This is a genomic window from Flexivirga caeni, assembly GCF_003724155.1.
Classification (GTDB): Bacteria; Actinomycetota; Actinomycetes; order Actinomycetales; family Dermatophilaceae; genus Flexivirga; species Flexivirga caeni.
Map to the genome: position 1 here is coordinate 26,645 of NZ_RJJQ01000023.1, position 25,221 is coordinate 51,865.

A 25,221-nucleotide genomic window follows, 5' to 3' on the forward strand; every position below is an offset into this window, starting at 1 on the left:
CACCCGCCGGGCGCGCCGGATGTTCCGGGCCCTGCGCGAACAGTTCCCGCACGCACACTGCGAGCTGGACTTTCGCACGCCACTGGAGTTGCTGGTCGCCACCATCCTCTCGGCGCAGACGACCGACGTCGGGGTCAACAAGGTGACGCCGACCCTTTTCGCGCGCTACCCCGACGCCGCGGCGTATGCCGGTGCCGATCGCGAAGAACTGGAGGAATTGCTGCGGCCGACCGGATTCTTCCGCGCCAAGGCCAAGTCGGTGATGACGCTCGGGCAGACCCTGGTCGAGCGCTTCGACGGACAGGTCCCGCCGCGCCTGAAAGACCTGGTGACCCTGCCGGGAGTCGGGCGCAAGACTGCCTTCGTCGTGCTGGGCGATGCGTTCGGACAGCCCGGGCTGACGGTCGACACGCACTTCGGCCGGGTCGTGCGCCGCATGGGCTGGACCGACCTGGACGACCCTGTCAAGGTCGAGGCCGCGATCGGTGCCATGTTCCCCCGCAAGGACTGGACGCAGCTCAGCCACGTGCTGATCTTCCAGGGCCGGCGCATCTGCCACGCGAAGCGCCCGGCCTGTGGAGTGTGCCCAGTGGCCAGATGGTGCCCGTCATACGGCGTGGGGGAGGTCGACCCGGACAAGGCGCGAGCGCTGCTGAAATTCGAGCTCGCGCCGGGCGCGGTGCGGCCGGCCGGGGTCCCCGAGCCCGCGGCAGTGCGATGAGCGAACGCCTGCCCACAGGCGCGCCCGAGCCGGCCTGGCTGAGCGATCTGGAGCGCCGGGCGCGCGAGACACCGTTCGGCCGGCGTCTGCCGCCGGCGACCGGCCGGGCCTCCGCTGTGCTGATGCTCTTCGGCCCGGCAGCCGGCGGCGGCGAGGACGTCGTGCTGACCGAGCGGGCGGCGACCCTGCGCAAGCACGCGGGGCAGGTGTCGTTCCCCGGCGGCGGCGTCGACCCAGGCGACGTCACGGCGGTCGACACGGCGTTGCGTGAGGCGCGCGAAGAGATCGGGCTGGCACCCGAGGGGGTCGAGGTCGTCGGCGAGCTGCCGGTGCTGCCGCTCAGCGTCACGGGCTTCCGGGTCACCCCTGTCGCCGCGTGGTGGCGCACGCCCTCACCGATCGGGGTGGTCGATCCTGCGGAGGTCGCGCGCGTCGCGCGGGTCGCGCTCGTAGATCTGGTGGATCCGGCCAACCGGTTCAGGGCCGTGCACCCCGCGCGGTCCTTCGACGCGCCCGCGTTCGAGGTGGACGGGCTCTACATCTGGGGGTTCACCGCGATCGTGCTGGATGCCACGCTGCGGCTGGCCGGGCTGGAACGTCCGTGGGACCGCGAGGATCGCCGGCCCGTGCCCGACCGCTACTGGCGGTAGGCGTCAGACCTTCGGCGGCTTGATCGCGGCGACGGTGCGCTGTGCGTTGTCGATGGTGCGCTCCGGCTTGCCCTTGATCTTCTTCAGCGCGCTGATGCCCAGCAGCGCGAGGATCAGCGTGATGAGCAGCAGCACGCCGGAGGTGATCAGCAGCCCGATCCACAGCTGCAGGCCGGCGGCGTGCAGGCCCCAGGCGAGGGTGAGCAGGAGGAAGCCGAGCAGGTAGAGGGCGAACAGCCCGGCACCGGCGAGCAGGCCGGCGCCCTTGCCACCCTTGGCGACATCGGACTTGATCTCCACCTTGGCAAGGGCGATCTCGTCCTTGACGATCGCCTTCAGGTCGGTGGAGGCGTCCGCGACCAGCTGGCCGAGGGTTCGCTCTGTGCCCTTCGTGGTCTGGGCCATCGATTGCTCCTCATGAATGGTTGGCTGCTCGTGACGTGCCGTGGCTGTTGCCAGCATAGAGACACCGAACTCACCGGTACCTTAGTAGGCGCCGCCGTGGTCGTCCCGCGACTCGGCTTCGTGGATCCGGCGGTAGGTCGCGTTGCGGGCGCGCAGGCACACCGTTGCGAGCAGCGCCGACAGCAGCGACCCGGCGAGCACGCCCACTTTGACATGCTCGTCGGCGACCGATCCGTCGCCGAAGGCGAGTTCGCCGATCAGCAGTGACACGGTGAATCCGACGCCCGCGAGCACTGCGAGCCCGAAGAGATCCGGCCAGGTGAGGTCGTCGTCGAGTTCGGCCCGGGTCAGTCTGACCGTCAGCACGGTGCCGCCGAAGACGCCGACGGTCTTGCCCGCGACCAGGCCGAGTATGACGCCGAGCGTGACCGGGTCGCGGAGCGCGTCGCCGAGTCCGCCGCCCACCACGGTCACGCCGGCGGCGCAGAAGGCGAACGCGGGCACACAGAATCCGGCGGACACTGGGCGGAGTGCGTGGTCGACTCGTTCACCGAGCGACGTGGCTTCTCCCGGACGGACCTGCGCCGGCATGAGCAGACCGAGTGCGACGCCCGCGACGGTCGCGTGCACGCCGGAGTTGAGCACGGCGAGCCAGGTGGTCAGCCCGAACACCAGCAATAGCAATGGATTCCGGCCACCTCTGACGGTCAGTGCGAAGGCGGCGAGCAGCACCACGGCGACGGCCAGCCAGCCGATGCTGATCGAGGAGGTGTAACAGATCGCGATGATGGTGATCGCGATCAGGTCGTCGACCACCGCGAGGGTCAGCAGGAACGAGCGCAGCGCGCTGGGCAGATGACTGCCGATGACGGCGAGCACCGCGAGCGCGAAGGCGATGTCGGTGGCGGTCGGGATCGCCCAGCCGGTGAGTCGGCCGGCGCCATACACCTGGGTGGCGGCATACAGGATCGCGGGCAGGGCGACCCCGCAGCACGCGGCGACGATCGGCACGGCGGCCTTTGCCGGGTCGCGCAGCGAGCCGTGGGTGAACTCGTGATTGAGTTCGAGACCGGCGAGGAAGAAGAAGATCGCGAGCAGCCCGTCGGACGTCCAGTGGGCGAGACTCATGTCCAGATGGAGCAGGTGCGGGCCGAGAGAGGTGGCTACCAGGTGGTGGTAGCCGTCCCGCCAGGGCGTGTTCGCCCAGACCAGTGCCGCGATGGCGGCGACCAGCAGCACCGCGCCGCCCACTGTCTCCTGGCGCAACAGCCCGGCGATCCGCCGTGCCTCGGGCCAGTCACCGCGCGAGAATGCGCGCCGGATCGGGCGAATCGTCATGGTGGCCTTCGCTGGGAGGGGTCGCGGAACGTCACGCCGACCAGACTTCCCGGCACACCGTGGCCCAGTCTACCGGCGCGGCCGCCGGCGATTGACGGTCGAACCGGCCGCTGACGGCGCAGCAGCGGGGTCAATGGCAGTTTCGGGCGTCAACGGTGGGTTGGGACGTCAGTCGCGGAAGCCGATGGTGCGTGCGGCGGTCCGGAAGGTGAAGGCGCAGACGGCGTCGCCGGGCTCGAAGCTGCCGACGAACTGCCCGAAGAGGTCGAAGCTGATCACGCCGAAGACCTGGGTCCAGGCGGCGGCGAAACGCAACAGCACGGCTTCGGGCAGCTGTGTGCCGAGCGCGGTCCGCAACTCCTTCGCTTGCCGCCGCAGTCCAGCGGACGCCGGCGGGCTCTCGGGATCGTCGAGTTCCCCTGCAGCCCAGGCTGTTTCGATGAGTTGTATGGCGGCAGCGGGTGTCCGGGCGGCGTCCGTAATCGTGTCCTGCGGGGCCCGGTAGCCGGGCACCGGAGATCCGAAGATCAGCGCGTAGCGGTGCGGATGTTCGCGCGCCCAGCCATAGATCGCCTCGCACAGCGCGACGAAGCGCCTCCCCGGCGCCGCGCGGCCCGCGGCTGCGCTCTCGGCAACCTGCGCGACGTCCCGGTAACCCTCGGTGATGAGCGCGGTCAGCAGGTCGTCGCGACTGGGCACGTAGCGATAGACCGCGGACGACACCATGCCCAGGTCGCGAGCGACGGCCCGCAGGGAGAGCGCGGCCGCACCCTGCTCGGCGAGCTGCCGGTTGCCGGACTCCAGGATTCGCCGCATGGTGTCGACGCGTGCGCGTTCACGAGGAGTGGATGGCATGAACCCATGCTCGCAAAAGAGAGCAGGAAACACAATAAAGAGCAGTGCTCTTGATTTGTCGTGGGCGATGTGGTTCGTTGGTCTCGAGAGCACTGCTCTCGAAACCTCGAATCCCTCGAAAGGCGTTGGCCATGACCACTCAACTCGACCCGGCAACGCGGGTGATGAACGTCCTCGTCAAGGCGCTGTCCCGCCTCGGCATCAGCGCCTTCGGCGCGAAGGAACTCATCGTCATCGGCCGCAACTCCGGGCAACCGCACAGCACCCCGGTCAACCCGCTGTCCGTCGACGGTGCGCTCTACCTCGTCGCGCCACGCGGCCGGACCCAGTGGGTGCGCAACGTGCGCCACAACCCGGAGATCACCCTGCGATGCGGGCGCAGCCGGACGCCATACACCGTCACCGAGGTGTATGGCGCCGCCGCGGTCCCGGTCCTGCGGCACTACCTGAAGCGCTGGGCGTGGGAGGTCGGCACGTTCTTCCCCGAAGGCGTCACCGCGGCGTCGACCGGCGCCGAGCTCGAAGCGGTCATCCCGGCTCATCCGGTCTTCCGGCTGGAGCGGTGACGGCCGGGTCACCGTCGCGCTGAGCCGGCTCCCGGCATACCGGGCACGTCCCGCGCGTTGCACGTATGACGCGAAGGGCAGTCCCCTCGTCAGGAAGTCTTGACCGATGCCGTTGACCGATCACGAGATCGAGCAGTTGACCGTCCCCGAGCGCCTCGACCTCATGCGCCGGCTGCGCGAGAGCGAGACGCTGGACGCAGTGCGGGCGCCGTGGTTGCGCACCGTGCGCCGTCGCCGGGCCATTGCGCTCGCGATCACGGCGGTCTGTGCGGTGTTTCTCGTGCCGTGGACGGCATACCTCGCACTCAGCCTGCCCGACCACTACGTCTCGCACGCCTGGGCGCTGACCTGGGCCGGTTTCGACGTGCTGCTCATCGTGATGCTCGGGCTCACGGCGTTCTTCGCCTGGAAACGCCGCATGCTGCTGGTCCTCACATCTTTCGCGGCCGGAGTGCTGCTGCTGGCCGACGCCTGGTTCGACGTGACCACCGCGAACAGGCACTCGGTGGCCCAGGCACTGGCCTCGGCGATCTTCGTCGAGGTGCCGCTCGCGGTCTTCCTCATCTGGATGGGGGTCGCGATCTCCGGGCGCGCAGCCGGCCTGCTCAATGCCGTGACCGGGCAAGGTTTCTCGGGGAAGTGGCGGATGCCCATCAATGCCGACGTGATGAACGCCGAGGACCGCGAGCTACCCGGCCGGAGAGGCTGACCGGGTGACGACGCTGGTATGGCGCGGCCATATCCTCGGCACAACCGCACCACCGCACGCACACTTTCAAGGAGCCCGACCCGTGACCGCCGACCTGTCTCGCCTCGCATCGCTGCCTGGTGTGGGAGAGGCGATCGACGAGGCGCGCGAAGCGTGCACCCGGCTGCGCTGGCACGAGGCGCTGCGCCGGAGGGTGCCGGAAGTGGCCGCCGAGTCCAGGGTGCGGGGCGCACGCGCCAGCGCGTTCCTCGAGGGGGCCGAGGTCCCGGTCGACCTCGTGCGGGACGCCATGCGCGGAGCTGTGGCCCTCGACGACGGGCCCGGGGACCGGGTCCTGACGGGCGCGATCCGGGCGACAGCTGAGACCGAGCACCTGGGCGGTGTCCTGCGCACCGCTCCCGCGCAGGCGATCGCGACCCTGCACAAGGCTGCCGCCGCTGCGGTCATGGCCCCCGACGCGCTGGCCCGCCCGCGACAGGGAGACGAAACACCTTCGGACCTGGCCGAACTCGGTGCGGCACCGCCGCCGGCGGAAGCGGCGCAGCGGTTGCGCGGCGTGGTGGAGCTCATCGCCTCCTTGGGCGAGGCCCCCGGCATACTCCTGACGGCGATCGTGCACGCGGAGGTCGCCACGGCTCGCCCGTTCGGCTACGCGAACGCGCTGGTCGCGCGTGCTCTGGAGCGAGCGCTGCTACAGGCGTCCGGAGTCGACCCGGTGGGCGGCGTGGTCAGCGAAGCGGGGCATGCGCGGCAGGGTGCCGTGGCCTACCAGGGAGCGCTCTCGGCATACCTCACGGGCTCGACCGAAGGTGTTGGACTGTGGTTGCGCCACTGTGCGCAGGCCGTCGTCGCGGGTGCCGCCGAGGCGACTGAGATCGCCGACGCCGTGCTGGCCGGTCGTCTCACCGGACACTGAACGAGGCGGATTGTCCGCCTGTGATGCACCGGATTCAAGTCTTGTATGACGTCCCGGATCGGAGTAGACCTGAGTCATCAGCGACGGATGGGAATCCGACGACCACCGCTATCGAAACCGGCACCCACGCGGAGACAGTCCACGTTATGGACCGCTCGTCCGGGGCCTTGAGCCGCGGCGACAACCTTGAGGATGCACGCCTGGTAACCGGAGGTAGGAAGCGGTTGAAGGCCCCGCCACCCACGTGGGTGGCGGGGCCTTCGTCCTGCCCGGAAGGCGAGTCCTTGACGCGCGGTTTACCGAATCTCGACACTTCCGCCGAAGGTATGAAGTTGTTATGGGATCCATCTGGACTGTTGTTCCGAACGGTCGACCAGTTCCACACTTGAACCGAAGCGCTCCCAGTCCAGGTCGCAGCGCTGCGCCGGGCCTCACACCCCCCCAGGGGTCGCGGCGCACACACAGAAGGCCCCCGCCCACCCCCCGGGCGGGGGCCTTCTGCGTGCGTTCGGCCGGCACGCGGTGGAATGCCGGCCGACGCTCTCCGGTCCCCTCATCCACACCCCGGTGTAGCATCGGCCGGCATCCACAGGTAGCGACGTCGCAGCTGCCGCTGAGGTTCCACCGGCTCCACGATCGTCGGTATGGACAGCGGCATGACGATTGCACTGCTCGGCGGCGGCACGGGTGCCGGCGCGACCACGGCCCTGGTGGCGCTCGCCACCCGCGCGCACGCCGCTCACCGACGTGTTGTCGTGGTGGATGCCGACGCGTGTGGTGGCGGCATCGATGTGGCGTTCGGCATCGAGACGGTGCCGGGCGTGCGGTGGGAGGACCTGCTCGGCTCCGACGGTCCGCTCGACGGCGAGCGGCTGCTGGAGCGACTGCCGAGCCGTGACGACGGACCACAGGTGCTGTCCTTCGGCCGGCAATGGTGTGAGCTGCCGGCAGGTCTGCTCGATCGGGCCGTGACCGCAGTGCGGCCGGTCTGCGACCTGGTCCTGGTGGACCTGGGCCGGGCAGCGGCAGCGATGCGGACCGAACGCTACGACCACGTCCTGCTGGTGGCGAGGGGCACGCCGAGTGGCCTCGCGGCCGCGGGCGCGACCGTGCAACGCCTCGGCGCGCGACCGATGCTGGTCGTCCGCGGCTTGCGGGAGGCGCCGGCCCTCGACGTTGCCGGTGCGCTACGCCTCGACCTTGCGGGGTGTCTGCCGGACGACCGGCACCTTGCGGTCGACCTCGAGCGAGGGGTGCCGGCCGGCTCGCGTGCGCGGTCGGCGTATGCCGGGGCATGCGACCGGTTGCTGCGCGACCTTGTGGTGGCCGCGGAGGCCGCGGCGTGAGCGAGCGAAGCGAGCGTCCAGCGGGCGACCCGGCTGTCGGCGCGGCGCTGTGGGCGGAGATCCGCGACGGCCGGCCACCGACGCCGGAGAGCGTCGACGGGCTCGCCGCGGTGGATGCGGCGGTGCTGGGCAGGCACAGTGTGCAGACTCTGGCCGGCCGGCTGCGCGCGGACGTCTTCGGCGCCGGCCCACTCGACCCGCTGCTCACGATCCCCGGTGTCACCGACGTGCTCGTCAACGGCACGGGCGGGACATGGCTCGATCGCGGCAGAGGGCTCGAACGCACCGACGTGGACGTCGGCGATGCGGCGGCGGTTCGCCGTCTCGCCGTGCGCCTGGCGTCCCGCGCCGGTCGCCGGCTCGATGAGACGGTGCCCTACGTCGACGGGTTGCTCCCCGGTGGGGTCCGGTTGCATGCCGTGCTCCCGCCGCTGGTCGAAGGCGCGGCGCACATCAGCCTGCGGGTGCCGCGCCGGCATCCGCCACGGCTCGATGAGCTGGCGGCGACCGGCACCTGTGACGCGCGTGGCCTGGCGGTGCTGCGCCGCATTGTGGCTGCCCGCGTGGCGTTTCTCGTCAGCGGTGGCACCGGCTCCGGCAAAACGACTTTGCTTGCGGCCATGCTCGCCGAGGTCGTTGCCGGTGAGCGCATCGTGATCGTCGAGGACGTGCGGGAGTTGCACGTGGACCACCCGCACGTCATCCGGCTGGAGAGCCGGGCGCCCAACGTCGAGGGCAGCGGCGAGATCTCCCTGTCGACCCTGGTGCGGCAATCCCTGCGCATGCGGCCCGACAGGCTGGTCGTCGGCGAGGTGCGCGGGGCGGAAGTGCGCGAGTTGCTCAGCGCGCTCAACACCGGCCATGAGGGCGGGTGCGGCACGGTGCACGCCAACACCAGCGGCGACGTGCTGGCGCGGTTCGAGGCACTGGGCGCGCTTGCGGAGATGTCCGCCGACGCCGTGCGTTCCCAGCTTGCCTCGGCGTTGCAAGTGGTCATCCACCTGCGCCGCGAGGGCGGGGTGCGCACAGTGGAGGAGATCGGCGTCATCGGATGGTCCGGCGGGCGCTTGGGCGTCACACCGGCGATGCGGCGGGTCGACGGCGTTCTGCGCGACACGACCGGCCGGGCCGCCCTCGACGCACTGCTGGCCGGCGGCGATCCGGTGTGAGCCTCTTGGTGGCGGCAGCAGTGTGCCTGGCAATCCTTCTCTGGCCGGGCCGCCGATCGGGTGACCTGCACCGCCTCGCGCGCGGGCCGGCCCTATCGTTGCGGGCCGCGCCCGGGCGGGTGCTGCGGCGGCGTGCTGGGCGGTCCGCAGATCTCGACGTCGTCGTCGGGATGCTGGAAGGCATCGCTCCGGCGCTGGCGGTGGGTGTGACTCCGGCGACTGCCGTTTCGACGTCCGCGTCTCTCGCGGCGGTGCGGGTGACGCGACCAGGTTTGCGGCACGACCTGCTGCGCCTGGCTCGGGAAGCGCAGGAGGGAGGCGAACTCGCGCCGTGCTGGGCGCAGCTGTACGCACGGCATCGGATCCCCGGGCTCGACGACGTCGCGCGGGCCTGGGCGCTGTCGGAGCAGCTGGGCTGCCCGATCGGTGACGCGCTGCGCACTGCGACGGCAATGATGCGGGAGCAGAGCGATCTCGACCGGCGCATCGCCGCCGCGACGGCCGGGCCGCGGGCCACCATGCAGCTGCTCACCGCCCTGCCCGTGCTCGGGGTGGCCATCGCGGCGCTGATCGGTGTGCCGCCGTGGCGGCTGTATGCCGGATCGCTCGGTGCGTTCGTGCTGATCGTCGGTGCGCTCTTCGTCGTGGCGGGGCGTCTGCTGACCCGGCGGATGATCCGGCGGGCCGCCGCACCGGCCGGGCTGCCGTGAGCATCCTGCTGGCGGCGACCGCGCTCGCCCTGGTGCCACTGGTCTGGCCCGCGTCGCGAACCGTCGACGTCCGCGCACGAACGGTCGGCCGGCAGGGCACCGATAGCGATGCAGGCCGCGCCGAGGACGTGCTCAGCGTCGCCGCGGCGCTCGATCTGATGGCTCTCGCACTGGCCAGCGGGGTGCCGCTCGTCGTGGCCGTCGACGAGGTCGCCGGCCGGTGTGGCCCCGTGGTGCGATCGCACCTGCGCCAGGTGGTGGCGGCGCTCCGCTGGGGCGTGGACGAGGCCGCCGCCTGGGAGCCGTTGCCCGCCGTATGGCGACCCGCCGGTCACGCGGTCGCGCTCGCCGGTCTGGCCGGAGTCCCACCGGCCGGGCTACTGGCCGGAGCGGCAGCCGACCTGCGCCGAGCCGAGCAGCGCCGCATCGAAGAGGCCACCGGGCGGCTGTCGGTGCTCGTCGTCATACCGCTCGGGCTGTGCTTCCTGCCCGCCTTCGCACTGCTCACCGTCGTGCCGGTCATCGCCGCCCTCGCCGGCGACCTGCTCGAAGGTGCCGCATGAACGACCTTGCGCCGGCCCTCGGCGCCTGGAAAATGCTCTCGCAGAGGGCAATTCACATCAAAGGAGAAGCATATGGCACAGCGAACGGTTCAGCTCGGGCTGCGATTGCAGAGCCGATTGGCCCAGGTGGCCGGTGCCGCACGGGCTCGCCGCGACGCAGGCATGACGACTGCGGAGTATGCCGTCGGCACGCTCGCCGCAGTCGCGTTTGCGGCCGTGTTGATGGTGGTGGTCAAGTCCGGGGCGGTGAAGGCAGCATTGACCGGGATCATCGAGTCGGCGCTCAGCGTCGCGTCCTGATGCCGCGCGGATGGTGGTTGCGGCGCCGGCTGCGTTCCGAGGGCGGGATGGTCACCGCCGAGCTCGCGGCCACCATCCCGGCGCTGGTCTTCGTGCTGTTGATCGCGCTCAACGCGGTGCTGATCGGGATCAACCAGGTGCGCTGTGTGGATGCTGCGCGGGTCGCGGCGCGTGCGGCGGCGCGGGGTGACAGCCCAGGCGCGGTGCAGGCGGCGGGTGCCCGTGCCGCACCGTCGGGCAGCGCGGTCGTTGTGTCCACAGCCGGCTCCGACGTGACGGTGACGGTCACGGCTCCCGTGCCCGGCCCGTTCGGGTGGCTCGTGGGCGGCCACCGGCTGACCTCGACGGTCACGACGCCGGCCGAGGCTGTGGATGCCGCGCCGTGAGGTCTCGCGAGCGCGGGTCCTCGACTGTGCTGGTGGTCGCCGGCATCGGGGTGGTGCTGGTGCTGCTGACCGGCGCGCTGGCACTGGTGTCCGCGGTTGCGGCCAGTCACCGGGCGCGCGCCGCGGCCGATCTCGCGGCCCTGGCGGCGGCCCGGGTGGTGGTCGACGGCAGCGACGCACGTCACCCGTGCGCTGTCGCGGCTCAGGTCGCGGGCCGCAACCACGCCGTGGTGACGTCGTGTGCGGTTGCCGGCGAGGACGTGACGGTCACGGTCGCGGCGGCGGTGAGCTGGCCGGGTCTCGGCCCGGCACGGGCCCAGGCACGGGCAGGACCGTGATCGGCGGCGACAGGCTTGAGACCAGAGAGCGGTCTACAACCTCTCGAACACCGCGGCGATGCCCTGGCCCCCGCCGATGCACATCGTCACGAGCGCGTACCTGCCGTCGATGCGCTCCAACTCGTAAAGCGCCTTGACGGCGAGGAACGCGCCGGAGCACCCGATCGGGTGGCCGAGTGCGATCGCGCCACCGTTGGGGTTGGTCTTGGCCATGTCCAGGCCGAGACCGCGCGATACCGCGATCGCCTGGGCCGCGAACGCCTCGTTGGACTCGATCACGTCCATCTGGTCGAGGGTGAAGCCACCCTTGGCGAGAGCCTTCCGCGTGGCCGGGATCGGGCCCTCACCCATGATCTCGTTGGGGACACCGGCCACGGCATACGAGGCCAAGCGGGCCATCGGCTTGGCCCCGGCCGCCTCAGCTGCGGATGCTTCGCCGAGCACCAGGAAGGCGGCGCCGTCGTTGATGCCCGAGGCATTGCCGGCGGTGACCGTGCCGTCCTTCGTGAATGCGGGACGCATGCGGGCCAGCGTCTCGACGGTGGTCCCCGGGCGGACGTGCTCGTCGGTTTCGAAGACGACCTCACCCTTGCGGGTCTGCTTGACGATCGGCAGGATCTGCGTCTTGAAGCGTCCTTCCTCGATCGCAGCAGCCGCACGCCGGTGTGACTCCGCCGCCAGCTCGTCCTGCTCTTCGCGGGTGATGTCCCATTTCGCCGCGAGGTTCTCGGCGGTGATGCCCATGTGCCCCACGCCGAACGGATCGGTCAAGGCGGCCGTCATGCTGTCGACCATCGTCGTGTCGCCCATCCGGGCGCCATTGCGCATTGCCGGTGACAGGTAGGCGCCGCGGGACATGACCTCAACCCCGCCACCGACACCGAAGTCGGCGTCGTCCAGCAGGATGTTCTGCGCGGTGGTCACGACGCCTTGCAAGCCGGACGAGCAGAGCCGGTTGACCGCCATGGCGACCGAGTCCATCGACAGGCCCGCCTGGATCGCGGCGACCCGTGCGACGTAGGGGTAGCGCGACTCGGTCGGGATCACGTTGCCCACGGTCACGTAGTTGATCCGGTCCGGATCCACACCCGACCGGTCGACTGCCTCCTTCATCACAGTCCCGGCCAGGTCGGCCGGCTCCTGGTCGGCAAGGCTTCCACCGAAGCTGCCGATCGGGGATCGTACGGCCGACAACACGACGACGTCTCGCTCGGTCATGGCAAGTTCCTTTCAGGCCGAACTGCAGTCCGTGCCGGACGATTCCTGGCCGAGGCTGCGCATGGGCACCGGTTCGAGTACCTCGCAGCCTAGTCGCCGATCCCTACGGAATGCGCAGGATTCGCGTGCCGTCTCACTCCCAGATACCACCTCTGGCCCGGCGCCACCAGGTCGCCTCGGCGCTGTCAGCTGCTTCGCTGTAGAGGTCGGGGTGGTGGGTGATCCCGGCGGCATAGATGCCGGATTGCCGAGTGTCCTTGGCCCGGATGAACGGTTTCAGGTCGTCGAGTTCGGTCAGCAGCCCGGCGTGCGCCATACCGGTGAGGGTGTTGATGGTCAGGCCGATCCGCTCGCTGCGCTTGAGCAACAGTCGCAACTCTTCGTCGTTGTCGGGGGTGGCCAGTCGTGACACGAGGTAGGTCGCCAGTTGCCGGGTCACCGGGTCAGCTCCACTCGTGCACAGTTCCGCCGCGGCAGCACAGATCGGCGCCGCGAACGGACTGCAGTAGATCAGATTGGCCGCGTGATGGCGTAGCCCGAAGCGCTCGCTGCTGAGCACGAGGCGAAGCAACTCCGGCAGCACACTCCCGCCGGGGTGGCCCGGCCAACTCGCCGCCATCGCGGCGCCGGTATAGAGGTCGACCTCGGCCTGGACGGTGCGGTTCATCCGGCGACCGGTCAGCCGGGACATCGGATGCACATCCTGATCGATCCGGCGCAGGATCGACGCGCTCAGGTCGTCGGGCAGCATGGCCGCGATGGAGGCGATCGGCTCGTACGAGCCCAGGCTCCATCGCGGCAGGCGGCGTTCGAGGTCGCGCGCGATGTCCTGCAGCTGATGCGGTGCCAGATCACCCCGGTAACCTGGCATCTCGAACGCAGCCGCGTAGAGGTACAACCGATCGTCCGGCACCGAGGGGAGGTCCGTGAGCAGCTTATGGATGAGTTGCCTGCTGCGGATGTCGCCGACGATCCCCCACGCGTCGATGACGCCCGACGCGCCCGGCGCCGCCGTGAGGTCACGGGCCGCATCGAGTAGGTAGCTCGCGTAGTGGTCGTGCTCCGCCACGATGGAGAGTGCCTCGACGCGAGGGAAATAGGCCGCGTTCACCGAGCGCATGCATTCATCGAGCAGCTGCCGGATCCACTGCATTGCCAGCGCATCCGGCAGGAGGGACGTTTCGGCATACGTGATCGAGTCGGCCAGCATCAGCCAGTCGCCGCCGGTGAACTGTTCGCCGGCGACGTACCGCACGTAGAAGTCGTTGACGACTAGCTGCCGTGGCGCGACAGCGCGTGGCACCGACCGGAGCTGGGCCAGTTTGTCCGCGCCGGCAGCGCGGGGCGCCAGCCGGGCAGCCGACCGTAGCGGGGCGCTCAGCGTGCCGGGCGGCAGCTGGAGCAGTTGCTCGTACTTCGCGATCGCGCCGATCGTGACCCTGGCCTCACCCTTCTCGGCGCGGGAGATCTCCGTCTCGGACAGTGCCACCCCGCGCTCACGAGCGACAGCAGCGAACGCGTTCCCCGTCAGGTCACCGAACGGCGAAGCCATCCGGTGCGACCACAACAGCCATCCGGCAACGAGATTGAAGTCCTCGAAGGTCGTCCATGGTCCGCGGACCACGGGCCCTTCGGGTACGTGACCCCGGCGGCCTGCCACCTCCCATGTCATGGGCGTATCGTCCCGCCACCACGGCCCGCCGGAGGCAGAACGACAGTTTCTTGCGCGAATCTCTCCGACGTGCAAGACGGGCAGTCCGGCTCGCGGGCTCGGGCTGCGTCAGCGTCGCCAGATGTATGGCGTGGTGGTGGTCACCCGCCGGAAGCCGTAGCGCTCCAGGATCGGCCGCGAATACTCGGTGGAGTCGGAGTTGATGAACTTCTTCCCGGCCTGGAGTGCAGCCTGGGCACGCTTGGCGGTCAGCGCACGGTAGATGCCGCGACCGCGCCATTCGGGCAGGGTCGCGCCGCCCCAGATGCCGGCGAAGTCGGTGCCGGGCACTGGATTGACGCGGCCCGCGCTGATCACCCGGCCCTCCGACTCGGCGACCCAGAGTTCGAATCCGGGATCCGGCACCTCCAGCTGGTGCATGGTGGCCTCGACCCGTTCGCCGATAGTTTCGGGATCGCCGAAGACGGATGCCTGCATCGCGGCCATTGCGGTGACATCTGCCAACTCCGTGACCCGGCGCAATGCAACGCCCTCCGGCAGGGGCAGATCCGCTGCGAGACCGACCGCTTCGCCGACCATCACCGACTCCACGTCCTCGGCGACGAAACCGTGCCGCACCAGCAGACCGTGCAACTGCGGCACACCGTCGTGACCGCGGGTCTTCCACTCGAACTCGGTCACCTCCGGGTGCACCGCATAGTGCTCGACGGTGTCGGTGATCAGTTGCTCCACCTCAGCGTCCGTCGGTGCACCGAGCGACCGGTAACTGACGAAACCCCTTCCGCCGTGGTGCATCCCCCAGAACAGCGGTCCGTGCCGCTCGAAGCGCACTGTCCCGCGCATCTCGGCCTCGGCGCGCAGCTGACTGTCGTATGCCGCGAGAAGTCTCGCATCGTCCATCACGAAGGCAGAGCATGCCGACGCCGGCCGGCTCCGGGCAACTGATTTAGCCTCGGTCGCGCAACACCCGGTCGAGCACGAGCACCGCGCCCGCCTTATCCAGCGGCTGGTTGCCGTTGCCGCACTTCGGGGAGTGCACGCATGCGGGGCAGCCGGTGCTGCACGGGCACGCGGCGATCGCAGCGCGAGTCGCCATCAACCAGGTGGCTGCCTCGGCATACGCCCGCTCGGCGAAGCCGGCCCCACCCGAATAGCCGTCGTAGACGAGCACGGTCGGCAGCCCGGTGTCGGGGTGCAGGGCGGTCGACACCCCGCCGACGTCCCACCGGTCGGACTGCGCGACCAGCGGCAACATGGCGATGGAGGCGTGTTCTGCGGCATGCAGGGCGCCGGGCAACGCGGCCGATCCGAGCCCGGCGGAGAGCAATTCGTCCTCCGGGACGGTCCACCAGACTCCGCGGGTCACCAGCTCACGTTCGGGCAGGTCGAGTGGGTGTATGCCGAGCAGCTCGCCCGAGGGCAGCAGTCGCTGGAATGACGTGACGCGCGACCGCACCCGGATCGTCCCGAAATGCAAAGTTACACGGCCCCAACGGGTTTCGCGTGCCGCGTGCTGTATGTCGAAGGCCGCGACCGACTGCGCCATTGTCGACCAGCCCGGGTCGCCGACGACCACGTGCGCGGTCGTCGCAGGCAGGTCGAGCTCGGTCACCACGTGCGACTGGCCCTGGTGGAGGTAGACGGCGCCGGTGTGCACGGCCGCGTCGGCACGCGCCGCGTCCACGGTGCCGAGCACCCGGGCGGTGCGGGTCTCGACCACCCGGACGTCGTCCGCGCTGTCGCCGCGCAGCGAGAAGTGGTCGGACGGACGGTCGTCACGCGCCCAGAACCACCCACGTGGCCGGCGCCGCAGAATGCCGCCGGCCACCAGGGAGTCCAGGATCGACGGCAACGTCGCTCCGAAGTATGCGGAGTCCGCCTCGGTGACGGGCAGTTCGTGCGCCGCCGCGGCGACGTGCGGTGCCAGCACGAAAGGGTTGGCCGGGTCGAGGGCGGCGGCTTCGACCGGACGATCGAAGATGGCCTCGGGGTGGTGCACGAGGAATCCGTCGAGCGGGTCGTCGTCGGCGACCAGCAGCACCAGGGACGTCCGGCGGCTGCGGCCGGCCCGGCCGGCGCGCTGCCAGAGGGAGGCGAGCGTGCCCGGCCACCCGGCCAGGATCACGGCGTCCAGGCCGCTGACGTCGATGCCCAGCTCGAGGGCGGAGGTCGCTGCCAAACCGCGGAGTTTGCCTGTGCGCAGGTCATTTTCGAGCGCGCGACGTTCTTCGGGCAGGTAACCGCCACGGTATGCCGCGACGACGCCGGCTGGGTCTCGATACGAGCCTCCCCCGCTGTGCTCCTCCGGCTCTACTCGACCAGCCAGGCGGACCTTGGCACGCACCATCTCGGCCACGACCTCGACGCCGACGCGCGAGCGGGCGAAAGTGAGGGTCTGCACGCCCTGGTCGATGAGCGTCGCCATCAGGTCGGCGGACTCGGCGACAGCGCTGCGGCGGGCGGTGTCGCCCCCGGCTGCCGGCTTCGTGCCCGGCTGCCACAACCCGACCACCATCGGGGCCCGCGGCGAACCGTCCTGGGTCACCTCGTGCACCGGCACACCCAGAAGTTCGCTCGCGTGCAGCCCGGGTGTGGCGACGGTCGCCGAGGCGAGCACGAAGGTCGGATCGGCGTGATAGCGCGCGGCGATGCGCCGTAGCCGCCGCAGCACGCCGGACACCTGGGAGCCGAAAACCCCTCGGTAGACGTGACATTCGTCGATCACGACGTAGCGCAGCGCGCGGAAGAACGACGCCCAGCGTTCGTGCCCGGGCAGCAGGGTGTGGTGCACCAGGTCCGGGTTGGTCAGCAGCAACGCGGCATGCTCGCGGATCCACCGCCGCTCGTCGTGCGGAGTGTCGCCGTCGAGGGTCGCCGCCCGCACCCCTGGTATCGCGAATCCCCGGATCCGGGCCTCCTGGTCGGCCGCCAGAGCTTTGGTCGGTGCGAGATAGATGGCGGTCGCGCCACGGCCGGTGGGTGCGGCCGCCCCGTCGGCGATCGCGGAGAGCACCGGCAGCAGATAGCCCAGGCTCTTGCCGGAGGCGGTGCCGGTCGACAGGACGACGTGCTGACCCGTCCATGCGCGATCGGCGGCCTCCCGTTGATGCGACCACAGTGCGTCGACGCCGGTGCCCTTGATCGCGGCCGCCACTTGCGGATTGACCCAGCCTGGCCACGCTGCCTCACACGCCCGTCGCCCAGGAAGTTGCCGCTGGTGCAGGAGCGCGCCGGTGCCGGTCCCCGCCAGGGCAGCAAGCGCCGCACGCGCATCAAAGTCGGTCATATCGGGTATCCACGGTAGATCCGATATGTGACAACGGTGCGACGGCCCGATGAAACCGTGAAACGATGCGACACTTGCCAGCGGCACTCCGGCATACGACTCGAAAGGCAGCTTCGTGACCGACCTGGACATCACCGGCAGAGACGAAGGCGAATTCACCGTCATCCGCCTGGTCGGTGACGTCGACGTCTCGGCCGCAGCGCGACTGAGGGACGCACTGGCGCGGTTGATCACCTGCCCCTCGGAGCGGGTGCTGGTGGACCTGACCGACGTGCCCTTCCTGGACTCGACCGGTCTCGGTGTGCTCGTCGCGCGGCTCAAGCAGCAGCGCGTCGATGGTGGCGACATGGCGCTCGTCATACCCTCCGAGCGGCTGCTGCGGAACTTCCGCATCACCGGACTCGACCGGGTCTTCCGGATCTACGCCACCGTCGCGCAAGCCGTGGCTGCGGACGCGGACGGCGCTCCTCCCGCCGATGGGCACTGAGCCGCACGCCGCACCCGCGCCGCTCGGCGACGACCCGGGCGCCCTGCGCCGGGCATTGATCGCGGCCGGATTCACCCTGGACGGAGTCGCCGACTGCCTCGGCCCGATGGCCGCCGCGGCGTTGCACCGCGAGCAGAGGCTGCCCGCTGATCTCATGACGAGAGAAGATGATTCGCCGGTCGCGACCCTCGTCCGGCTCTTCGCGCTCGGGCTGCCGGTGAACGTCCGGCAGGCGGATCGCGCGCTCGCCGGCTGGGACACGGCGCGGCTCGCGGCTGCGGGGCTCGTGCGCGTCGACGGGTCTCGGGTGACCGCGGCATACGACCTCCGACCGTATGGCGACGACAGTCACCAGTGGTGGGTCGCCTCCGACCTGTCCGAAGTGATGACCGGTGAGCCTCTGCCGGTCGACCACGTGCTCGGCATCGGCGGTGCCTCGCTGACGCTGGCGTCGTGGACCCCGCGACGTGACGTCCGCCGGGCCCTCGACCTCGGCACCGGTTGCGGGGTGCAGTCCCTGCATCTCACCGGTCACGCCGCGTCGATCGTCGCGACCGATACCTCGCAGCGGGCGCTGGACATCGCCGCCTGGAACGCCGCGCTCAACGGCGTCCAGTGGGACGCGCGCCGGGGCGACCTCTTCAAACCCGTTGCGGGAGAACGCTTCGACCTGATCGTGAGCAACCCGCCGTTCGTCATCACGCCGCGGAGCGAGGGTGTGCCGACCTACGAATATCGCGACGGCGGGCGCGTCGGTGACCGGGTGGTGCGCACGCTGATCCGTGAGCTGCCGCGCCATCTCGAGCCCGGTGGTGTCGCCCAGTTGCTCGCCAACTGGGAGGTGCCCGAGGGCGCAGACTGGCCGGACGTCGTCGGCGGCTGGTTCGAGGGCACCGGCCTCGACGCCTGGGTGGTGCAACGGGACACCCAGGACCCCGCCGAGTATGCCGAATTGTGGTCCGGCGACGGTGGGATCCGCTCGGGCACAAGGGACTACGAGCGGTTGTATGCCGCCTGGCTGCGCGATTTCGCCGAGCGTGGCGTCGCCGAGATCGGCTTCGGGGTCATCACCGTGCAGCTACCGCAGACGCGCCGCCGGCCCTGGCTGGATCTGGTCGAGGTGACCGGGCCGGTGCGGTCACCGATGGGACCGGCGATCGACGCGGGCCTGCGTGCGCGCACCTGGCTGGCGGAGGCGGGCGAGCAGCGTCTGCTGGACGCGCACCTGACGGTGGCCGCCGATGTCACCGAGGAGCGGCACGGTCGCCCCGGTGCCGAGGATCCGTCGGTCATCGTGGTCCGGCAGGGCGGCGGATTGCGCAGGGCGATCCGGGTCGACACCGTGACCGCGGCGCTCGTGTCGGTGTGCGACGGCGAGTTGTCGGTCGGGCAGGCGCTCGAGGCGATCGCCGCGCTGCTGGACGTGCCGACGGATCGCCTGGTGGCCGAAACGCTGCCCGCCATACACGATCTGGTGGCGGACGGTCTGCTGCTGACCTCCGAGTGAGAGGGTTCTTCCCATGGAACTGCGCATCTTCACCGAACCTCAGCAGGGCGCGTCGTATGACGATCTCGTCGCGGTCGCGCAACACGCCGAGCGGCTCGGCTTCGGCGCCTTCTTCCGGTCCGACCACTACCTCGCCATGGGATCCGCGTCCGGGCTGCCCGGTCCCAGCGACGCGTGGATCACGCTGGCCGGCATCGCGCGCGAGACCTCGACGATCCGGCTCGGCACCCTCGTCACCAGCGCGACCTTCCGGTTGCCGGGGGTGCTGGCGATCGAGGTCGCAAACGTCGACGCCATGTCCGGTGGACGGGTCGAACTCGGTTTGGGCGCAGGGTGGTTCGACCAGGAGCACGCGGCCTACGGCATCCCGTTCCCGGCGACCGGGGAGCGATTCGACCGGCTCGAGGAGCAGCTGGAGATCGTGACCGGACTGTGGTCGGCGGATGGCAGCTACTCGTTCGACGGCACCCATTACCAGCTGACGGACAGTCCGGCTTTGCCGAAGCCGGTGCAGAGGAACGGGATTCGCGGTGGAGTCCCGGTGATCATCGGCGGCCACGGCAAGAAGCGCACGCCCGCGCTCGCCGCGGCATACGCCGACGAGTTCAATGTTGCGTTCTCCTCGGTCACCGACACCTGCGCGCAGATCGGCAGGGTGCAGGCGGCCGTCGAATCCGCTGGGAGAGCGGCGGATTCGATCGTCTACTCGGCCGCACAGGTGCTCTGCACCGGCAGCGACGAGGCACAGCTGGCGCGCCGTGCCGCGGCGATCGGGCGCGAGGTTGGTGAGCTCCGCGAGAACGGCGCGGCCGGCACCCCGATCGAGGTCGTCGACCGCCTCGGCGAGCTCGCCGAGGCGGGTGTGGAGCGGGTCTACCTGCAGCTCCTCGACCTGAACGACCTGGAGCACCTGGACCTGGTGGCGTCGGAGGTCATGCCCCACGTCGCGCGCTGATCGCCCAAGCGCGGAAACGGGGGGCGCCGGGGGGCCCGGAATGTGGGGTCTTGACAAGACGTGCATAGACTGCATGCCGTTCGGACGTCGAAGCAGTGACGAATCCGCTGCACGTCGGACGGAGAGAGAGAACGAGAGTGGCGCGCAAGCTTGTCATCGTCGAGTCGCCTGCGAAGGCGAAGAAGATCGGCGGCTATCTGGGGGACGACTACGTAGTCGACGCAAGCGTGGGTCACATCCGCGATCTGCCCAACCCCTCCGAGTTGCCGGCCGACATGAAGAAGGGTCCGTACGGCAAGTTCGCCGTCAACATCGACGACGGGTTCGATCCCTACTACGTGGTCGCCTCGTCCAAGAAGAAGAAGGTCGCCGAACTCAAGCGCCTGCTGAAGGACAGCGACGAGCTCTATCTGGCCACCGATGAGGACCGCGAGGGTGAGGCCATCGCGTGGCACCTGCTCGAGGTGCTCAAGCCGAAGGTGCCGGTCAAGCGGATGGTCTTCCACGAGATCACCAAGGACGCGATCCAGCGCGCCGCCAACAACACTCGCGATCTGGACGAGCGGCTCGTCGACGCGCAGGAGACGCGCCGGGTGCTCGATCGTCTCTACGGCTACGAGGTCAGCCCAGTGCTGTGGCGCAAGATCCGCCGCGGCCTGTCCGCCGGCCGGGTCCAGTCGGTCACCACGCGCATGGTGGTCGAGCGGGAGCGTGAGCGGATGGCGTTCCGCGCCGCGTCCTACTGGGACGTCGAGGGCGAGTTCGCCGCCGGCGGTGGCACCAGCCAGGCATTCGCCGCGAAGCTGACCGGGCTCGACGGCTCGCGCGTCGCGACCGGTCGTGATTTCGACGACCGCGGAAATCTCAAGAGCGACAAGGTGGTTCACCTCGACGCTGCGCAGGCGACTGCGATTGCGGAGTCGGTCGCGGCCGCTGTGGCGTCGGTCAGTTCGGTCCAGGAGAAGCCTTACACCCGCCGCCCGAGCGCGCCGTTCACGACCAGCACCCTGCAGCAGGAGGCTGGCCGGAAGTTGCGGATGAGCAGCAAGGCGGCGATGAGCGTCGCGCAGCGGCTCTACGAGAACGGCTACATCACCTACATGCGCACCGACTCGATCACGTTGTCGGAGTCGGCGATTCGCGCCGCGCGCAACCAGGCCCGTGATTTGTATGGCGCCGACTACGTGCCCGATCAGCCGCGGCGCTACCAGGGCAAGGTCAAGAACGCCCAGGAGGCACACGAAGCGATCCGGCCGGCGGGCGACAGCTTCCGCACCCCGGCGCAGGTCGCCGGTGAGCTGCGCGGCGAGGAGTTCGCGCTCTACGAGCTGATCTGGAAGCGCACCGTCGCCTCCCAGATGGCCGACGCGCGCGGCAGCACCGCGACGGTGAAACTCGCTGTGCCGATTGCGGACTCGGGCGTTGCGCAGACCTCCGAGTTCACCGCCTCGGGCACCGTGATCACGTTCCGCGGGTTCCTCGCGGCATACGAAGAGGGGCGCGACGTCGAGCGCAACGCGTCCGACGACGCCGAACGCCGGCTGCCCAAGCTCGCCGAAGGCGTCGCGGTCGACGTGCTGCGTGCCGAGGCGGAGGGGCACCAGACCAGCCCGCCGCCGCGCTACACCGAGGCCACCCTCGTCAAGGCGATGGAGGAGATGGGCATCGGCCGGCCGTCGACCTATGCCTCCATCGTCGGCACCATCCAGGACCGTGGGTATGTCGGCAAGCGCGGCACCGCGCTGATCCCGACCTGGACCGCGTTCGCGGTGATCCGGCTGCTGGAGGAGCACTTCCCGTCGCTGGTCGATTACGACTTCACCGCCTCGATGGAAGAGGGTCTGGACCGCATCGCAGCCGGCGACGAGGGTCGTGTCGAGTGGCTCACCCGCTTCTACTTCGGCGACGGAAATGACCGTGCGCCAGGGCTTCCCGTGACATCACCGGACGCGACCGATGGCCTACAAGAGATGGTCGAGCGGCTCCCGGACATCGACGCACGCGCAATCTCGACGATCGACATCGGCGACGGCATCGTCGTACGAGTGGGTCGCTACGGCCCGTATGTCGAAGAGGTCGTGCCCGATGGGGTCGACCCGTCGACCGGTGAGGTCACCGCCGACTCCGCGGAGGCGCCGAAGTCGCGTCGCGCGACGATCACCGATGACATCGCACCGGACGAGATGACCCCGGAGCGGGCGCGCGAACTGCTGCTCGCTGCCGACGACGACGGCCGGGTGCTGGGACAGGACCCCGAGACCGGTCGCGAGATCATCGCGCGAGCCGGGCGTTACGGGCCGTACGTGACTGAGGTGCTGCCGGCTCCGCCGGAGCCGCCGGCACCGGCGGACGGCGCAAAAACCAAGCGGGCCAAGAAGATTGCCGGTCCGAAGCCGCGCACCGCGAGTCTCTTCAAGGACATGGACCTGGCGACCGTCGACTTGGCGACGGCGCTGAAGCTGCTCAGCCTGCCCCGGGTCGTCGGGACGGTCACCGAGGGCGAGGGCGAGGACGCCAAGCAGGTCGAGATCACCGCGCAGAACGGTCGCTACGGTCCCTATCTGAAGAAGGGCACCGACTCGCGGTCACTCGCCAGCGAGCAGCAGCTCTTCGACATCACGCTGGAGGAGGCGCAGGCGATCTACGCCGAGCCGAAGCGGCGTGGCCGGGCTGCGCAACCGCCACTGAAGGAACTCGGCAACGACCCGGTCTCGGAGAAGCCGGTCGTTATCAAGGACGGCCGGTTCGGGCCGTACGTCACCGACGGGGAGACCAACGCGACCCTGCGCCGCGGCGACGACCCTGCGTCGATCACGCCGGAGCGGGGTTTCGAGTTGCTTGCGGAGAAGCGCGCGAAGGGTCCGACGACCCGCAAGCGGGCCGCGAAGAAGACGACCAAGAAGGCCGTCGCCAAGAAGACCACCGCGAAGAAGTCGACTGCCAAGAAGGCGTCGGCGGGCTGAGCGCGAGGAACCATACCGGGCCGGGCACCGTCACAAGCTCGATCACGCCCGCAGCAATCACCGGAGGGAATCCATGTCCAGCAACCTTTTTCGCCGTACCGTCATCGGTGCAGTCGCCGCCGCGGGGGCGGTGAGCCTGGCTGCGTGCAACAGCGGAAACAGCGCCAGCGTGACCACGCCGCCGTCGCACAGCACCACCAGCTCGACGTCGTCCGCCGCACCGACGTCCAGCACGACCACCCCGGTCCAGACCCCGAGTTCATCCTCGTCGTCCAGCTCAAGTCGTTCGTCACGGGTGCAGCCGACGACGAACGACAAGCTGACGCCGAACGGCACGAACCTGAAGTACGGGCAGCCTGCTGTGATCAACGGCGACTCGTCCGGCAAGTTCAAGCTGGCGGTGAAGTCCATGGTCAAGGCACCCGCGTCGGCATACGCAGCAGCCAATCTCAACAAGTCCAACGGCACGCTCTACTACGTCAACTTCGACGTGACCAACCTCGGCGGCTCGAAGTACGGCTTCCACCCCACCTCGGTCAATATGTTCGAGTTGCGCCCCGTCTTCGGTGCCTCGCAGAAGGGTCGCACCGGCGGCGCGCCGCTGCAGGACATGCCGGGTTGCAAGGCGGGTTCCTACACCAACATGTCGGTCGGCCAGACGGCGTCGGCGTGCTACTTCTACCAGATCACCGGCCCGGCACCGACCCAGGTGATGTGGTACGACTTCACCACCAAGATCGTCTGGTCCAAGTAGTTCAGGGGGTCGGCTCGGCGAAACCGAGCGGCTCCCGGGTGAACCGGTAGGTCGCCCAGTTGAGCTGGCGCACCGAGCCGTCCTCGCGACGCCGGATGGAGAGCCGCTCGCCCCGCTCCCGCCCGCTGACGGTCCGGTAGGCGTCTTCGCCGAGTGCTTCGAACACCGACGGGGGCGCTGCCGGGTCGGCACCGGCCGGTCGCGCGATCAGCTTGCCCTCCTGGATGGCGAAGAAGAACTGGTCTCCCTCCGAGAACCACTGTCCGACGATAGGTTTCAGCTCTTCGGGCTCGACCGTCCCCGGTGTCCACGGCGCCGGCAACTCCGGCTCGTGGGTGAGCACGTGGTCGGCAAGTGAGATCGCGGTGCCGGCCGGGTCCTTGGCGATGGAGTTGTTCATCAGGACCGCGCCAGTCGTGCCCGACTCCGGCTCGGAGAAGAATCCGGTGATCGCGCCGGGCAGTCCGCCGGTGTGGCCGAACCACACGTGGTCGCCGCGGCGCACCAGCTCCAGGCCGAGGCCCCATGCCTCGTTCCAGCCCGGGTCCACCACGATCTGCGGCTGGAGCATTTCCTCCACCGTGTCCGGCGACAGGATCGACGCGTCCGGGTCGAGCAGGAAGCCGTGCCAGCGCACCATGTCCGCGAGGGTGCTGCACAGGGACCCGGCGGACGAGACACCGCCCTTGTCCAGCAGCGGTTCGGAGATCGGCACGTCGGTGAACGGCGGCACGTAGTACTGCGCGGTGTGCGGCGCGGCGAGCCGGAGGGTCGTGCGGCGCAGCTCCAGCGGGTCGAGCAGTCGCCGCTGGAGTGACTGCGCCCAGTCGCCGCCGTCGAGCCGTGCGGTGATCTCGCCGAGGATCGAGTAGGACAGGTTGGAGTAGTGCCACCGGTAGTGGGGGCGCAGCACCCGCTCCGCCTCGTTCCAGCCGGGGAGCAACTCCTCCCGGGTCGGGAAGTCGAGCGTGTCCCAGACGTCGCCGACGGGTTCGCGCTGCATCCCGGTGGTGTGCGAAAGCAGTTGGCGCACAGTCACGTTCGGATGCGTCGTCTCGGGCAGGAGCGCGTCGACGGTGTCGTCCAGGCTGAGCTTGCCCTCGTCGCGCAACTGCATGGTCATCACCGCGGTGAAGGTCTTGGTGTTGGAGGCGACCAGGAACTGCGTGTCGTCGCCGAGCGGCACCTGCGGGTCGGACAGGTCGGCCTGCCCGACGGCGTGCGACCAGATGGTCGTGCCGTGCCGCCCCACTCCGGCCACGAGCGCGGGGGTGCGGCTCGTGCGCTGGGCCTCGATGGCCTTGATCGTGAGGGCGCGGGTCGTCGAGTGGCTCAGGGGCGAGGTGCTGTGCGTCATACGACCCAACCTACGGGGGAGGTGCTGGCTGCGCACCGCGACCCGTGTCG

General features: G+C 69.9%; 26 protein-coding genes. 17 read left to right on the top strand and 9 right to left on the bottom strand.

The window, feature by feature from the left end:
* Window positions 1-19: 19 nt before the first annotated feature.
* Window positions 20-721: an endonuclease III gene (gene nth / locus EFY87_RS18010; RefSeq protein WP_123272908.1), complete on the top strand. Its 702-nt coding sequence runs from the start codon at window positions 20-22 to the stop codon at window positions 719-721.
* On the top strand, window positions 718-1,371 hold the full coding sequence (locus EFY87_RS18015; protein WP_123272875.1) for an NUDIX hydrolase: 654 nt from the start codon (window positions 718-720) through the stop codon (window positions 1,369-1,371). The genes nth and EFY87_RS18015 overlap by 4 nt, the downstream gene beginning before the upstream one ends.
* A 3-nt stretch (window positions 1,372-1,374) precedes the next feature.
* On the opposite strand, the gene EFY87_RS18020 is transcribed toward EFY87_RS18015, so the two are convergent.
* From EFY87_RS18020 to EFY87_RS18030, 3 genes are all read right to left on the bottom strand, one after another.
* A complete protein-coding gene (locus EFY87_RS18020) occupies window positions 1,375-1,776 on the bottom strand; it encodes a phage holin family protein (RefSeq protein ID WP_123272876.1) in 402 nt (133 codons plus the stop codon).
* Window positions 1,777-1,857: 81 nt separating this feature from the next.
* Complete coding sequence (gene nhaA, locus EFY87_RS18025) at window positions 1,858-3,114, bottom strand: Na+/H+ antiporter NhaA (RefSeq protein ID WP_123272877.1); 1,257 nt, start codon at window positions 3,112-3,114, stop codon at window positions 1,858-1,860.
* Window positions 3,115-3,282: 168 nt separating this feature from the next.
* Window positions 3,283-3,969, bottom strand: coding sequence for a TetR/AcrR family transcriptional regulator (locus tag EFY87_RS18030; protein ID WP_123272878.1), 687 nt, complete (start codon window positions 3,967-3,969; stop codon window positions 3,283-3,285).
* A gap of 131 nt (window positions 3,970-4,100) precedes the next feature.
* On the opposite strand from EFY87_RS18030, the gene EFY87_RS18035 reads away from it, so the two are divergent.
* The 10 genes from EFY87_RS18035 to EFY87_RS18080 all read left to right on the top strand — a co-directional run bounded on the left by EFY87_RS18035 (window position 4,101) and on the right by EFY87_RS18080 (window position 10,972).
* Window positions 4,101-4,535 carry a nitroreductase family deazaflavin-dependent oxidoreductase gene (locus tag EFY87_RS18035; protein WP_123272879.1) on the top strand — a complete coding sequence of 145 codons (435 nt, stop codon included), beginning with the start codon at window positions 4,101-4,103 and terminating at the stop codon, window positions 4,533-4,535.
* 106 nt (window positions 4,536-4,641) lie between these two features.
* Window positions 4,642-5,244: a hypothetical protein gene (locus tag EFY87_RS18040; protein ID WP_123272880.1), complete on the top strand. Its 603-nt coding sequence runs from the start codon at window positions 4,642-4,644 to the stop codon at window positions 5,242-5,244.
* 82 nt (window positions 5,245-5,326) lie between these two features.
* Entirely contained in the window at window positions 5,327-6,160 is an 834-nt protein-coding gene (locus EFY87_RS18045) for a Fic family protein (protein WP_123272881.1), read from the top strand.
* 656 nt (window positions 6,161-6,816) lie between these two features.
* The gene (locus tag EFY87_RS18050; protein ID WP_148043396.1) at window positions 6,817-7,506 is read left to right on the top strand and encodes a CpaE-like family protein; all 690 of its coding nucleotides are present in this window, start codon (window positions 6,817-6,819) and stop codon (window positions 7,504-7,506) included.
* Window positions 7,503-8,675, top strand: a complete 1,173-nt coding sequence (locus tag EFY87_RS18055) for a TadA family conjugal transfer-associated ATPase (RefSeq protein WP_245988739.1) — start codon at window positions 7,503-7,505, stop codon at window positions 8,673-8,675. Before EFY87_RS18050 ends, EFY87_RS18055 begins: the two co-directional genes overlap by 4 nt.
* Entirely contained in the window at window positions 8,672-9,385 is a 714-nt protein-coding gene (locus EFY87_RS18060; protein ID WP_158607705.1) for a type II secretion system F family protein, read from the top strand. The genes EFY87_RS18055 and EFY87_RS18060 overlap by 4 nt, the downstream gene beginning before the upstream one ends.
* Window positions 9,382-9,948 carry a type II secretion system F family protein gene (locus EFY87_RS18065; protein WP_123272885.1) on the top strand — a complete coding sequence of 189 codons (567 nt, stop codon included), beginning with the start codon at window positions 9,382-9,384 and terminating at the stop codon, window positions 9,946-9,948. The genes EFY87_RS18060 and EFY87_RS18065 overlap by 4 nt, the downstream gene beginning before the upstream one ends.
* A 72-nt stretch (window positions 9,949-10,020) precedes the next feature.
* Window positions 10,021-10,248, top strand: coding sequence for a DUF4244 domain-containing protein (locus EFY87_RS18070; RefSeq protein WP_123272886.1), 228 nt, complete (start codon window positions 10,021-10,023; stop codon window positions 10,246-10,248).
* Window positions 10,248-10,634, top strand: a complete 387-nt coding sequence (locus tag EFY87_RS18075) for a TadE family type IV pilus minor pilin (protein ID WP_245988740.1) — start codon at window positions 10,248-10,250, stop codon at window positions 10,632-10,634. The genes EFY87_RS18070 and EFY87_RS18075 overlap by 1 nt, the downstream gene beginning before the upstream one ends.
* A complete protein-coding gene (locus EFY87_RS18080; RefSeq protein WP_123272887.1) occupies window positions 10,631-10,972 on the top strand; it encodes an Rv3654c family TadE-like protein in 342 nt (113 codons plus the stop codon). Before EFY87_RS18075 ends, EFY87_RS18080 begins: the two co-directional genes overlap by 4 nt.
* A gap of 33 nt (window positions 10,973-11,005) precedes the next feature.
* Here the strand turns inward: EFY87_RS18080 and EFY87_RS18085 are convergent, their stop codons facing one another.
* The 4 genes from EFY87_RS18085 to EFY87_RS18100 all read right to left on the bottom strand — a co-directional run bounded on the left by EFY87_RS18085 (window position 11,006) and on the right by EFY87_RS18100 (window position 17,148).
* A complete protein-coding gene (locus EFY87_RS18085; RefSeq protein WP_123272888.1) occupies window positions 11,006-12,190 on the bottom strand; it encodes an acetyl-CoA C-acyltransferase family protein in 1,185 nt (394 codons plus the stop codon).
* Window positions 12,191-12,323: 133 nt separating this feature from the next.
* Window positions 12,324-13,862 carry a hypothetical protein gene (locus EFY87_RS18090; protein WP_148043397.1) on the bottom strand — a complete coding sequence of 513 codons (1,539 nt, stop codon included), beginning with the start codon at window positions 13,860-13,862 and terminating at the stop codon, window positions 12,324-12,326.
* A gap of 108 nt (window positions 13,863-13,970) precedes the next feature.
* On the bottom strand, window positions 13,971-14,762 hold the full coding sequence (locus EFY87_RS18095; protein WP_123272890.1) for a GNAT family N-acetyltransferase: 792 nt from the start codon (window positions 14,760-14,762) through the stop codon (window positions 13,971-13,973).
* 46 nt (window positions 14,763-14,808) lie between these two features.
* Window positions 14,809-17,148: a DEAD/DEAH box helicase gene (locus tag EFY87_RS18100; RefSeq protein ID WP_123272891.1), complete on the bottom strand. Its 2,340-nt coding sequence runs from the start codon at window positions 17,146-17,148 to the stop codon at window positions 14,809-14,811.
* Between the two features lie 115 nt (window positions 17,149-17,263).
* On the opposite strand from EFY87_RS18100, the gene EFY87_RS18105 reads away from it, so the two are divergent.
* The 4 genes from EFY87_RS18105 to topA all read left to right on the top strand — a co-directional run bounded on the left by EFY87_RS18105 (window position 17,264) and on the right by topA (window position 23,060).
* Window positions 17,264-17,635 (top strand): STAS domain-containing protein, encoded by a 372-nt coding sequence (locus EFY87_RS18105; protein ID WP_123272892.1) that lies wholly within the window; start codon window positions 17,264-17,266, stop codon window positions 17,633-17,635.
* A complete protein-coding gene (locus EFY87_RS18110) occupies window positions 17,625-19,142 on the top strand; it encodes a DUF7059 domain-containing protein (RefSeq protein WP_123272893.1) in 1,518 nt (505 codons plus the stop codon). Before EFY87_RS18105 ends, EFY87_RS18110 begins: the two co-directional genes overlap by 11 nt.
* A 13-nt stretch (window positions 19,143-19,155) precedes the next feature.
* The gene (locus tag EFY87_RS18115) at window positions 19,156-20,097 is read left to right on the top strand and encodes an LLM class F420-dependent oxidoreductase (RefSeq protein ID WP_123272894.1); all 942 of its coding nucleotides are present in this window, start codon (window positions 19,156-19,158) and stop codon (window positions 20,095-20,097) included.
* Window positions 20,098-20,234: 137 nt separating this feature from the next.
* Entirely contained in the window at window positions 20,235-23,060 is a 2,826-nt protein-coding gene (topA, locus tag EFY87_RS18120; RefSeq protein ID WP_123272895.1) for a type I DNA topoisomerase, read from the top strand.
* A gap of 57 nt (window positions 23,061-23,117) precedes the next feature.
* Here the strand turns inward: topA and EFY87_RS18125 are convergent, their stop codons facing one another.
* On the bottom strand, window positions 23,118-23,429 hold the full coding sequence (locus EFY87_RS18125; protein ID WP_148043398.1) for a hypothetical protein: 312 nt from the start codon (window positions 23,427-23,429) through the stop codon (window positions 23,118-23,120).
* On the opposite strand from EFY87_RS18125, the gene EFY87_RS18130 reads away from it, so the two are divergent.
* The gene (locus EFY87_RS18130; RefSeq protein WP_123272897.1) at window positions 23,422-23,814 is read left to right on the top strand and encodes a hypothetical protein; all 393 of its coding nucleotides are present in this window, start codon (window positions 23,422-23,424) and stop codon (window positions 23,812-23,814) included. The genes EFY87_RS18125 and EFY87_RS18130 overlap by 8 nt on opposite strands.
* Before the next feature lies 1 nt (window position 23,815).
* Here the strand turns inward: EFY87_RS18130 and EFY87_RS18135 are convergent, their stop codons facing one another.
* Entirely contained in the window at window positions 23,816-25,171 is a 1,356-nt protein-coding gene (locus EFY87_RS18135) for a serine hydrolase domain-containing protein (RefSeq protein ID WP_123272898.1), read from the bottom strand.
* Window positions 25,172-25,221: the final 50 nt, after the last annotated feature.